The organism is Nocardia brasiliensis ATCC 700358 (genome assembly GCF_000250675.2).
In the GTDB taxonomy this organism is placed as follows: domain Bacteria; phylum Actinomycetota; class Actinomycetes; order Mycobacteriales; family Mycobacteriaceae; genus Nocardia; species Nocardia brasiliensis_B.
The window spans coordinates 9,089,650-9,101,868 of sequence record NC_018681.1; the positions used below are offsets into that span (position 1 = coordinate 9,089,650).

Annotated in this window: 9 protein-coding genes; 3 read left to right on the top strand and 6 right to left on the bottom strand. The window is 67.3% G+C overall.

The window, feature by feature from the left end:
- Window positions 1–134 precede the first annotated feature (134 nt).
- Window positions 135–359: a hypothetical protein gene (locus O3I_RS40720; RefSeq protein ID WP_014988914.1), complete on the top strand. Its 225-nt coding sequence runs from the start codon at window positions 135–137 to the stop codon at window positions 357–359.
- An 18-nt stretch (window positions 360–377) separates the two neighbouring features.
- Here O3I_RS40720 and O3I_RS40725 read toward each other — a convergent pair whose 3' ends face one another.
- Complete coding sequence (locus O3I_RS40725; protein ID WP_014988915.1) at window positions 378–974, bottom strand: alpha/beta family hydrolase; 597 nt, start codon at window positions 972–974, stop codon at window positions 378–380.
- A 225-nt stretch (window positions 975–1,199) separates the two neighbouring features.
- Between O3I_RS40725 and O3I_RS40730 the strand changes: the two genes are divergently transcribed.
- A complete protein-coding gene (locus tag O3I_RS40730; protein ID WP_014988916.1) occupies window positions 1,200–3,035 on the top strand; it encodes an acyl-CoA dehydrogenase in 1,836 nt (611 codons plus the stop codon).
- 58 nt (window positions 3,036–3,093) lie between these two features.
- Here the strand turns inward: O3I_RS40730 and O3I_RS40735 are convergent, their stop codons facing one another.
- From O3I_RS40735 to O3I_RS40745, 3 genes are all read right to left on the bottom strand, one after another.
- A complete protein-coding gene (locus O3I_RS40735) occupies window positions 3,094–4,188 on the bottom strand; it encodes a GGDEF domain-containing protein (protein ID WP_141691845.1) in 1,095 nt (364 codons plus the stop codon).
- A gap of 446 nt (window positions 4,189–4,634) precedes the next feature.
- Window positions 4,635–4,865, bottom strand: a complete 231-nt coding sequence (locus tag O3I_RS40740) for a hypothetical protein (protein WP_014988918.1) — start codon at window positions 4,863–4,865, stop codon at window positions 4,635–4,637.
- Window positions 4,866–5,456: 591 nt separating this feature from the next.
- Entirely contained in the window at window positions 5,457–7,754 is a 2,298-nt protein-coding gene (locus O3I_RS40745; protein WP_014988919.1) for a VanW family protein, read from the bottom strand.
- Between the two features lie 338 nt (window positions 7,755–8,092).
- Here O3I_RS40745 and gnd point away from each other — a divergent pair, with 338 nt between their 5' ends.
- A complete protein-coding gene (gnd, locus tag O3I_RS40750; protein ID WP_014988920.1) occupies window positions 8,093–9,121 on the top strand; it encodes a phosphogluconate dehydrogenase (NAD(+)-dependent, decarboxylating) in 1,029 nt (342 codons plus the stop codon).
- Window positions 9,122–9,274: 153 nt separating this feature from the next.
- On the opposite strand, the gene O3I_RS40755 is transcribed toward gnd, so the two are convergent.
- Together O3I_RS40755 and O3I_RS40760 are read right to left on the bottom strand one after the other, a co-directional pair.
- A complete protein-coding gene (locus O3I_RS40755) occupies window positions 9,275–10,600 on the bottom strand; it encodes a lipase family protein (RefSeq protein WP_014988921.1) in 1,326 nt (441 codons plus the stop codon).
- 1 nt (window position 10,601) lies between these two features.
- The gene (locus O3I_RS40760) at window positions 10,602–11,873 is read right to left on the bottom strand and encodes a hypothetical protein (protein ID WP_014988922.1); all 1,272 of its coding nucleotides are present in this window, start codon (window positions 11,871–11,873) and stop codon (window positions 10,602–10,604) included.
- Window positions 11,874–12,219: the final 346 nt, after the last annotated feature.

Consider the following 12,219-nt stretch of genomic DNA (forward strand, 5'->3'; position numbering starts at 1 on the left):
TGCCGCCACCGGGGGATAGCGCAGACACGAGCGGTGTGCCGTCCGAATCACGGCCACCGGAATCGGGGGCGTGCCACGACGCGGGGCACTGGCTAGCGTGGCGGAGATCCGATCCGTCTCACAGGAGTTGTCCGATGCGCCGTGTCCCACTGAAAATCATTGCCGCCGTTGCGCTCACGCTGGGCGCGGGGGCCGGTGTGGCGAACGCGGCACCCGGGCTGCCGCTGGAACCGGCCGAGCCCAGCCAGGTGACGCCGGTCGGCAACGCGGAGATCGGGGTCTCGCCCGGTTCGAGCGACGCCGCGTCGCTGGCCTGCCTGGTGCAGTCGCTGTCCTACGGCGCCAAATACTGCCTCTGATCCCGCAGCCGCGCCGGACTACTCGCTCCACCGCCGCAGCCACGGCGTGACCGTGTCGGCGATGACATCGAATCCGGTGCGGAACGAATGCGGTTGACCCGCGAGCACCCGGACCTCCGCGGCATCGGCCGGGTCCGGGATGCCGAACGGATCGCTGCTCCCGTTGATGACCACCACCTCGACGGGAGCGGCGGCCAACAGCTCCGTGCGCCGGGTCTTCTCCGGCTTGCCCGGCGGATGCAGCGGAAACGACAGCGCGAGCACACCGCGCGCCGAGACCGCGACCGCCGTCCGGCACGCCACCCGCGCACCATTGCTGCGCCCGCCCTGGATGAGCGGCACTCCCTTGACCTTGCGGCGCAACGCCGCGACGATCTCGAGCCACGCCTCGTCCTGCTTCTCGGCGGATCCCGGCGCCCTGCGCCCGGCGACCCGGTAGGGCTGCACCACTCTGGCGACGGCACCGCCGAGTGCGACCGCACGGTCGCGCACCGCCAGCAGGTCCTTCGCGTCGACGCCACCGCCGGAACCGTGCGTGAGCAGCAGCAGGAAGGTCGGTTTGCGCGGCCGGTCGAGCTCGATCTCGGCCGGTCCGGCACTCGTCTCGATGCGCACAGCTCACCGTAACCGGAGCACCGGTCCGATCGCCGCCGCCGCGCGTCGCTGTTTTCCGCGTCACATTGCCCGCTCGAGCCTTTGCCTGCCCATTACTGGTCGGTAATATGGTCCGTAAGTTACCCGCGAGTAGCATGCGGAAAGCCGGTCACCGGTAGAGCGACAAACGGGCGGGAACGGCTAACCAACCGACCGCACCAACTCAACGGAGAGTGAGTAACCGACATGGGTCACTACAAGAGCAACGTCCGCGACCTGGAGTTCAACCTCTTCGAGGTCCTCGGTCTCGGCTCCATCCTCGACAGCGGCGCCTACGGCGACCTGGACGGCGACACGGTCAAGGAGATGCTGAACGAGGTCCGCCGCCTGGCCGAAGGCCCGCTCGCGGACTCGTTCGCCGACGCCGACCGCAACCCGCCGGTGTTCGATCCGGAAACGCACACCATCGCGATCCCCGAGTCGTTCAAGAAGTCCTTCCGCGCGATGCAGGAAGGCGGCTGGGAGAAGCTCGGCCTGCCCGAGGAGCTCGGCGGACTCGGCGTCCCGCGCACCGTGCACTGGGCGATCAGCGAGCTGATCCTCGGCGCGAACCCGGCCGTGTACATGTACGCCGCGGGCCCCGGCTTCAACACCATCTTCCACAACAACGGCACCGACGAGCAGAAGAAGTGGGCCAAGATCGCGATCGATCGCGACTGGGGCGCCACCATGGTGCTCACCGAGCCCGACGCGGGCTCCGACGTCGGCGCCGGTCGCACCAAGGCGATCAAGCAGGAAGACGGCAGCTGGCACATCGAGGGTGTGAAGCGCTTCATCACCTCGGCCGACGCCGACGACATGTTCGAGAACACCATCCACCTGGTGCTGGCTCGTCCCGAGGGCGCGGGCCCGGGCACCAAGGGACTGTCGCTGTTCTTCGTACCGAAGTTCCACTTCGACCACGAGACCGGTGAACTCGGCGACCGCAACGGCGCCTTCGTCACCGGTGTCGAGCACAAGATGGGCCTGAAGGTCTCGGCCACCTGCGAGCTGACCTTCGGCGGCCACGGCATTCCGGCCAAGGGCTGGCTCGTCGGCGAGGTGCACAACGGCATCGCGCAGATGTTCGACGTGATCGAGAACGCGCGCATGATGGTGGGCACCAAGGCCATCGCGACCCTGTCGACCGGCTACCTGAACGCTCGCGACTACGCCAAGGAGCGCGTCCAGGGTGCCGACCTCACCCAGATGACCGACAAGGCCGCGCCCCGCGTGACCATCACCCACCACCCCGACGTGCGCCGCTCGCTGGCCAGCCAGAAGGCCTACGCCGAGGGCCTGCGCGCGATCTACCTCTACACCGCGGCGCACCAGGATGCCGATATCGCCCAGCAGGTTTCGGGTGCGGACGCCGATGTCGCGTTCCGCGTCAACGATCTGCTGCTGCCGATCGTCAAGGGTGTCGGTTCCGAGCGCGCCTACCAGTACCTGACCGAATCGCTGCAGACCTTCGGCGGCTCCGGCTTCCTGCAGGACTACCCGATCGAGCAGTACATCCGGGACGCCAAGATCGACTCGCTGTACGAGGGCACCACTGCCATCCAGGCGCAGGACTTCTTCTTCCGCAAGATCGCCCGGGACCGCGGCGTCGCGCTGGCGCACGTGGCCGGCCAGGTGCAGAAGTTCATCGACTCGGAGGCCGGCAACGGCCGGCTCAAGGGTGAGCGCAAGCTGCTCGCCACCGCGCTGGAGGACGTGCAGGCCATGGCCGCCACGCTCACCGGCCACCTGATGGGCGCCCAGGAGAACCCGTCCGAGCTGTACAAGGTCGGCCTCGGTTCGGTGCGCTTCCTGCTCGCCGTCGGCGACCTGCTGATCGGCTGGCAGCTGCTGCGTCAGGCCGAGATCGCCATCCAGGCGCTCGACAACGGCGCCACCGGTGCCGACGAGTCGTTCTACCAGGGCAAGGTGGGCGTCGCGCAGTTCTTCGCCCGCAACATGCTGCCGGAGCTGACGGCCACCCGCGCCGTGCTGGCCAACCTGGACAACGACATCATGGAGCTGGACGAAGCGGCGTTCTGATCCACCGAACAACGAAAGCGGCCCGGAGCGATCCGGGCCGCTTTTTCGTCGTCTGGTCTCAGGGGGCGGCGGACGCGACGAGTTCGTCGGTGACGACCAGGTTCCCGCCGAGTTGTTTCGCGCGGTACATCAGGTCATCGGCCCGCCGCAGCATCGAATAGGGCAGCGCGGGATCGCAGGCGCCCTCGTAGACCACGACTCCGAGGCTGGCGGTCACCGAGATCGTTTCCGGCGGCTCCCCCGCATCCGTGCCCACAACCTGCGGTTCGGAGACGGCCAGTCGTATCCGTTCGGCCTCGGCCTGCGCGGTCCGCTCCGCGATCTGACCGAAGATCACGAACTCTTCTCCGCCGGTGCGCGCCACCACGAACGGTGCGCACAGCGCGGCACGCAGGCGCTGCGCCGTCCGCACCAGCACCTCGTCGCCGACCGCGTGACCGAAGCGATCGTTGATGTCCTTGAACCGATCGAGGTCGAGCGCGATCGCATAGACCGGCCTGCGACAACCCGAGCCCGCCAGCGCCGCCAGGTACAACTCCAGTCCGCGCCGATTCAACAGCGTGGTCAAGGGGTCGCGGACCGCGTCCTGACGCAACACCCAGAAGCAGAACTGCATCGCGGGCATCAGCACGACGCCGCAGGCCGCGGTCATCAGCACGATCGCCGCGCCGATCATCGGATCGCCGCCGCCCGCCACCATCCGGCCGGTCAGCAGCACCACCGAGAACACCGTCCACGCCGCATGCAGCGCAAGCACTTTCGCGTTGTGCATCACCGCCAGGTAGCCGCCGGTGAGCACCAGCAGGGTCAGGCCGAGCGCCCCGTAGAGCCGATTGGATTCCTGCAGGTTGGCGACGGTGATCGCGACGTCCGCCGCCCCGAACAGCACCAGCGATTCGACCCGGGACGGCCACGGCAGCAGCCACCAGCGCAGCGCCCAGAACACCGCGAACCCGGCGATGGTCCAGTCGATCGCGAGGCCGAAGTCGTTCGGCGGGCCACCGTCGGAAGACATCGCCAGCAGGGCGATGCCCGTCAGCAAGACGCCGCCCGTGCCGACGACCACCTTCAGCCAGGCCACCGCCGTGTAGGAGTCCAGCGCCCGCGCGAGCCAGGCATAGTCGGCCGGATCCCGCCACCAAGCTCTGAACATCGCGCCGCTGTGGGCCACCGTCACCGCCTAGTGCAGAGGAATCCGTACCGTGTGCTTGCGACGAGCGCGGGATCGGTCGAGAAATCCCACCAGCTACCAGGCAAGTGTATTGCGTCCGGCGCGGCGGCGCATACGGCCGATACCTCGGCGAATGGCGCATTTGGCAAACATCATTGCTGGTCAGCGGATTATTTGTCACTTCAGCCAAGGGCGCGGACACGATCGGCAGCGTGGAATCGTGTAGGGAAGACGGGTTTGTCCGGTCTGCCGCGCCGCATCGTGAACCATCAGCAAACGATGCGTGAGATCCGCCCGCCGACCGATGTGAGCAGTTCGTGGGCCGCACCGCGCACACAGCCGCAGCGGCCCGGATCGCTCCGGACCGCTGCGCAGAATTCAGGACGCCCCGCCGCCCCATCCCACCCTCAGGCGGGCCGATCGCTGACCTACGTAGCGGGCGTGCCCTTGCCCGAGCCGCTCGACAGCTGCTTGACGATGTCGGCGATGGCCTTGCTCGAGCCGGTACCGGTCGGATCGGGCTCACCCGGAGCGACCACCGGCTGCGCCGCGCCGGTCTCCAACGGGAGACCCGGCGCCGCACCGGCCATGCCCGACCCGGCGATGATCAGACCGGCCGCCGCGGCCAGGACGACACCGAACACTCGTGTTTTGCTCATGTAACTTCTTCCTTTACCGATTTCTTTCTCGACCGATAACCCGAACGGTTCGGCCGAAAGCAGTTCTATCACGCATAAACTCGGCCAGCGACCATTCAGTCATCGCGGAATTCGGTCACGATTAGCCCTTTGATTGCACTACTCAAACACCACGACAGAACGACGTCGTGCCACCAACTCGCCTGGTACGACCCCATTTTCACCGGCAAGGAAGCCAGGGGCACCAATTTTTCGCACCCGAAACCGCAGGACAAAGAATGCAATAGCCGGCCCACATGACGAAGCCCAGGGCAAATGGACAACAACCAGGCACCGAAACGGCTCATTTAAATGTTCAGCAACCCGTGCCGCGACCGACATACAGCAATCCGACCGCAATTCTGTGATTCATTGCATATCCGGCGGGCGTAACATTATCGGTCGCCACGCCGAATGCGGTGCCGAGCCGAATGTCGCTGCGCAGCATGCTGATTCGAAGGGCGACACCGCGATCGCCGGTAACTGATCGATCGCTGCGCACCGCGACGAAACAGCCCGATTTCAGTGATTCACATCACAAAATGTTTGCGTGCAGGACTCGCTGAGCTGGCGTTACTCGCACTTCACCACGGGGATGGGGTCGTATTTGACGGTGCGGGTCGCGCGGGAGACCTCTTTGCCGGTGCGGCGATCGGTGATGATCCGGGTGTCGGAAATGGTGAAGCCCGGGGCGCCCTCGGAGGCGATGCAGTCCTTGCCCTTCGGAAGCTTGATGGTGGACGGCTCGGTCGGCTTGCTCTTCTCGCCGGTGACCGATTCGACGTTCAGCGTCTTGGTGCCCCAGAGCCGAACCGTCACTTCGGAATCCGTGGCGAGCGCCTCGATGAAGACGCCGGTCGGAGTGTTGTTGCGGAAGCGCAGATCGATCGCGCCGTCGAACACGGTCGCCTCCCGCGCCGCCGGATACCGGGAGATGTAGTAGCTGTGCTCGGTGTGGCCCGCGTCCTCCATGCCCGCGAAATAGGCGGCGTTGTAGAGGGTGGTGGCGAACTGGCTGATGCCGCCGCCGACGGCGGTGGCGGGCCTGCCGTGGTCGATGATGCCGGACTCCACATAGCCTTCCGCGGCACCGCGCGGTCCGGTGAAATCGTTGAGCGAGAAGGTATCTCCCGGTTTCACGACGGCGCCGTTGACCTTCTTGGCGACCACCCGGATGTTCACCCCGGAGGGGCCGCTGAAACCGTTGGTGGTGAACGAACCCATGGTCTCGACGATGCCCAGACCCTGTGCCGCCTCGGTGGTCAGCTTCGGCTCGACCTTTTCGTAGACGGCTTGCGCGGTGCGCTCGCCCGGCGCGGTCAGCAGCGCCGTGTACTGCTCCAGCGTCTTCGGCCAGTTGATCTTGTCGCCGATCACGGCGGGCACCACGGTGGGCTTGCCGCCGGTCAGCGCGAAGGTGGCGTCTTTCGCCTCCACCTCGGTGGCCGCCAGCTGCGGCGCCAGCAAACCGACCGCGATGTTTTGATCCACGGTGAGCGCCAGTCCGCCGTTGCCGTCGGGTGCGAACGCCAGCGTCGTCGCGATCTGCTCCGGGTCGAGCTTGGCGGCCGCGCCCTTGCCCGCGAAGGTGATCGGCGCGCGCACCGCGGGCTCGGCGACGGTACGCAAGGCGAGGTCGACCGCTTCCGGTCGCACGTTCAACGGCGCGGGGTGCACCGGCAGATCCACCGTGAGACCGCTGATCCACTCGTCGATGAGATCCTGGCGCGCGGCGGCGATATCGAGCACGCGCCCCGGCACCGGGGCGACGGCGACGGGTCTGGCCTTGTCGAAGGCGATGGTGCCCTCGACCGACGGACGATCGTGCACGCGCAACGCGTCCAGCTGACGATCCAGTGCCGCGTCGTCGACCACGCTGACGACCGCGACATCGCGAGCGCTGAACAGCGAGGTGAACCGGGTGACCGGATTGAGCGGCTGACCGCCGACCCGCGCCCAGGTGCGGTCCCAGTCGACCGACAGGCCCGCGGCGCTCGGGATCATCCGGGTCTGTACGTCGCCGATGCGCAACGGCAGCTCGCGCTCGATGCGCGGACCGAGTTCGGCGCGCAGCCGCTCGTCCGCCGCCGCGGTGGCCATGCCGCCGACATCGATGCCCGCGACGACCGTGCCGCGCGGCACCTCACCGGAGGACAGCGCCAGGTCGACCCCGTAGGCGATGCCGACCACGGCGAACACGGCGCCGACCGCGATGCCGGCGCGCCGGATCGTGGTGCGGTCGAATCGCTTCGGCGGCGGTCCGGAGATCGGACGTCGCCCCGGCGGGCGCGGCTCGGCGGGCCTGGCGCGGTGCGTGTTCGCCGCGGGGGTGGTGACCCGCAGGGGTTCGGTGGGGGCCGAGTCGCTGACCCACTCCGGGGCCCGATTCGGCTCATACGGTGCGGAATTCGCCCTTCCCGGAGCCGGGTTCGCGGCATAAGCCGGATTCGATTCGTACGGAGCATGATTCGATCCGTACCGGGGCGGGTTCGCCTCGTGCTGGGGCAGATTCGACCCGTGCTGGGGCGGATTCGAGTCGTACTGGGAAGGATTCGATCCGTACTGTGTCGGGTTCGACTCGTACGGAGCCTGATTCGAGTCGTACCGGACCGGATCCGAGCCGTACTGGGCCGGGTCCGACCCGTAGGCGGCGGGGTTCGACCCGTACGGCGCGGGGTTCGATTCGTACGCGACCGGGTTCGACCGGTCAGGCGCGGGGTTCGACGGGCCGGGGGCCGGGGTCGACCCGCCCGGCGCTTCCCCCGGAGCCCTGTTCGCGCCATTCGCCTGGGCCGACTCGAGCAGCTGGCGTAGGCCGACCTCGCCGCCTGCTTGTCGGCCGCGGCGTCCGGTGCTCGGCTGGCTCGTCACGAACCGTCCTCCCCGTTCGGGTGTCTTCGGGACCCGCCCGGTGCGAGTCACCCGCCAACGATAGTGCGCCGTCCCGACGACGTCAGGCGAGCACCGAAGTGCAGCTAACCGCCCGCAAAGCGCCGGGTGACACACGCAAAGGGCCCCGCGCAGTTGCCGGGTCGGGGGTCTGGCAACTACGCGGAGCCGATCTGATTATCGGTACGGCGCACCATGCGTTACACAGCCGGGCAAATTCGATTCGCACCGGCGCGAGACAATCGGGGACGACCTCTCGCCACCAGGGCTCGCAGAGCGTCCGGACGGACGTCCGGCGTCGCATACACGAGGGAGATGGAATGCAGCTGGGAATGATCGGCCTCGGTCGGATGGGCGCCAACATCGTGCGCCGCATCGTCAAGGACGGGCACACCGCGGTCGGCTACGAACGTCGCCCCAAGGCCATCGATGAACTGCGGCAGGAACTCGGCGACGACTTCCGGGGCAGCACCGACCTCACGGAATTCGTGCAGGCGCTGCAGACACCGCGGGTGGTGTGGGTGATGATCCCGGCGGGCGCCACCGGCGCGGTCATCGATCAGGTCGCCGAACTGCTCGAGCCCGGCGACATCATCATCGACGGTGGTAACAGCCGCTATCACGAGGACATCGCCCGGGCCGAGCGGCTGACCCCGAAGGGCATCCACTACGTGGACATCGGCACCTCGGGCGGTGTCTTCGGACTCACCCGCGGCTTCTGCCTGATGATCGGCGGTGAGCCGGAGCCGGTGCGATACCTGGATCCGCTGTTGCGCTCCATCGCACCGGGCGTCGAGGCGGCCGAGCGGACGCCGGGACGGACCGGGGAGCCGTCCCCGGCCGAGCAGGGCTACCTGCACTGCGGTCCGGCGGGCGCGGGTCATTTTGTGAAGATGGTGCACAACGGCATCGAGTACGGCGCGATGGCGGCCTACGCCGAGGGTCTGAACATCTTGCACAAGGCCGACTTCGGCGCGACGCACGCCGGCGAGTTCTCGGCCGAGGAGACTCCGCTCGAGCATCCCGAGCACTACCGGTACGACCTCGACATTCCCGAGGTCACCGAGGTGTGGCGGCGCGGTTCGGTGGTCGCCTCGTGGTTGCTGGATCTCACCGCGAGCGCGCTGTACGCCGACCCGAACCTGGATTCCTACAGCGGGCGGGTCTCCGATTCCGGCGAGGGCCGGTGGACCCTGGACGCCGCGATCGACACCGGGGTGCCCGCGCCGGTGCTCGCCGCCGCGGTGTTCCAGCGGTTCTCCTCGCGCGGGGAATCGCTGTACGCGGACAAGATGCTCTCGGCCATGCGCAAAGCCTTCGGCGGGCACAACGAGCTGCCCGGAAAGTGACCGACGGCCGCGGCCCCGCGGGTGCGGGCGCCGCGGCCGTCGGCACGGGGATCAGAAGCCGGCGGCCTGGGCCATCAGCTTGGCGACCGCCAGCGGGCCGTACCAGAACAGATAGTTGAGTCCGTAGAGAAATGCCATGGCGGTCAGTCCTTTTCAGTCGAAATTACGGTCGATCCAGTCGATTGTCTGCATGCCGAACAGGTCGGTGCCCCAGCCGTAGATGTCGGTGAGCATCCGGGTCATGCTGCAATCGGTCGGCTGGTAGACGACGTCGGCGCCACCCGCCCGATAGATGTCGGCCAGTTCCCGCGAGTCCTTGGCCGGCACGAGCGACATGGGTGAGTCGTCGGCGGCACAGGAGGTGATGGCCACCTTGGCCTTCGGCGTTCCGGCACGGCCGAGGATGTTCTCCTCGAACGCGTGCTGGAACGCGGGCTCGTCGGCGGGGCTGAGCCCCGAGTTGAACAGCGTGTTGAGCGGCAGGAAGGGCAGCCCGAAGTACGCGGGCGTCTGGCACTGCGTGCGGAACGCGTCGGCCAGCGCGACACCCGCCGGGTTCAGCTTCTCGTTCACCCGCATCTCCGGGTACGCGGGCTCCAGTCCGAGCAGGGTCGCCAGCGCGAAACCCGACCCCACCGAACCGTCGGCGACCCGCATGAAGTTGCGCGGGTTGACGACCATGCCTTCCAGCACAGCGGTTTTCACGTCGAGTTCGGGCGCGTAGGTCGGCTGCAACTCGGCGGAGAACGCCGCCCCGACCCCGCCGCCCGCGATGCCGAACAGCGAAATCGGCGCCTTCGGATTCAATCCGGCTTCCTGGTAGCCCAAAGCCGCACGGACGCCGTCGAGTTGGGCGTGCGCGGCGAACTTGCCCGCGAAGACCCCGTGCGGCTTGCGATCTCCGTCGTTGCCCACGTCGGAGATCATCACCGCGTAACCCTTGTCGAACATCAACGCCAGCGGACCGAGCGCCGACCACGACGAGCCGTCCAGCGGATCACCGCCGGTCCACTGCGTACTGGGGTGGCAGGACCAGCCGACGCTGTCGTTGGCCTCCTGGTAGGAGACGACCTTCTTCTCCCCCACCGGCACACCGTGATTCGGGATCATCAGGATGCCGGTGCTGATCATCGGGGTGACGCCGTCGATGCCGGTGGTCACGTACATCAGCTTGTACGCCTCGATATCGGGCGGGGTGATGCCGAGGAACATCACGTCGACCTTCTTCGCCTTGAGCAGCGTGCCCGGCTGCTCGGCGCCGGTCAGCGGCGGTTCCTCGTAGAACGGGTCGTTGGCGAGCAGCGCCTGGAACGCCTGGTCCGGTGGAACCGGTTGGGCGTTTTGGATCTGCCCGACGACGAAGCCGTTGAAGACCTTGTCCAGTCCGGGCGTGCCCTGCGGGCCCTGTTCGGCCGCCGCGGTTGCGGCGGACAGCAACAGGGCGGCGGCCGTCGCGACGGCCACGGTCAATCGTTTCATCTCAGCGCACCGCCATCGTCTCGGTCGGGGTCACCTGGAGCTGCCGCGCCGCCGAGTCCAGCAGCTGCGGGATGTTGAACAGCGGACGATGCGATTCCATCTGCACCTCGTAGGGGGTGCGCATCACGGCTTCCAGCGCGGGCCAGTTGTTCTCGACCTGGAACTTGTACTTGGGCAGCAACTCGGTGGTGATGTAATCCCATCGCGCGTCGAATTCCGACCAATTCCAGTCCGGCAGCGGCAAAGTCAACAACCCTGGACGTCCGTCGGCCATCGTGACCGGGATGCGCACGGGGTGGAATTCCCGAGGTGGCGCGACACCCGCGACCGACGGCGATCCCGCCGCGCCGCTGACGTAGGTGATCGCTTCGCCGACCACACCCTTGTAGTTGCGCGTCTCGTCCCACTGATCGCGGATGGCCCAATACTGTTCGCGACGCAGCAGTGCCGCGTTGCCCGCGGCGATCCGATCCTGGTCGCCGGAGGCCACGTCCCGCCAGGCGCCCAGCACGTCGCCGTCGAACAGCCCGGCCGCGTGGAACTCTTCCAGCGCCGGTAGCCCCTCGGTGACGTACGCGTCGTGCATCGGCATCAGATCCGAGAATATGTTCTTCTGCATCACCAGGATCATCCCGATGAGGTAATGCAGGTCCGCCGGGGTGATCTGCGGACCGGCCGCGGCGAGTGCGCGCAGGCCGCTCGGAAGTTGCGCCACCGCTTGCGGTCCCGCGGCCTGCTCGACCGCGGCCAGGATGCCGCGCGCGGATTCGGACAGGCCGGGCAGGCTGTAGATGTTGCCCATCAGCTCGAAATCGACCAGCCCGCCGCCGAAGTCGGCGCCGACCTGGCCACCCATGCCCGCCCATTGCAGCTCACGATGGTTCAGCTGCAGGTCTTCGTAGTAGCGATAGGACTTGATCAGGTTGGCGCGGTTGGCTTCCACGCCCGCGCGCGGATCCCAGGACCTCAGGTCGATGCCCGCTTTGCCGGTCACGTCGACGAGCCAATACTGATAGAGCAGCGCGGCGTACCGGGTCGGCGCGACACCCTGGGCCCGCGCCTCGTCGAGCAGGCCGCGCAATTCGGCTGCGTCGTAGGGCAGTTCCGGGTTGACTCCGCCGGGTCCGCTCGCCGCGTCCCGATTCACCAGCGGTAGATCCAGGTAGCGGTCCAGGTCACCGGCCGCCCCCGCCGGGGCCGCGGCGGCGAGTCCGAGACCCACCGCGGCCGTCAGGGCCAGCGCGGTGGCGCGCAGCGCCATACCGATTCGCATCAGCTGTTCAGCCTTCCTCTCTGCTTGCTCGAGTCGAACAATTCGTTGAGCGAAGAGATGTCTTTTCAGTAGCTGCGTGTTCGTCGCGCGGTGACAAAACGCACGTTTCATCACCGGATACCGCTAGCACAGTAGGTGACGTGCAGGTAAACACACAGATCAGCCCCACCGCAAGAACGAATGTGACCGATCGTCAGCAACCGAATTAAAGCTGTAACACGAAAGTTGCCTGCTAGTAGCTATTAAATCGTTGAATTATTACAGCGAAATGCGACTCGAATCGCGACGGACATTCATGACAAACCTCACAGCAGCACACAGCCCTGCATCGCGGCAACCGGGGACT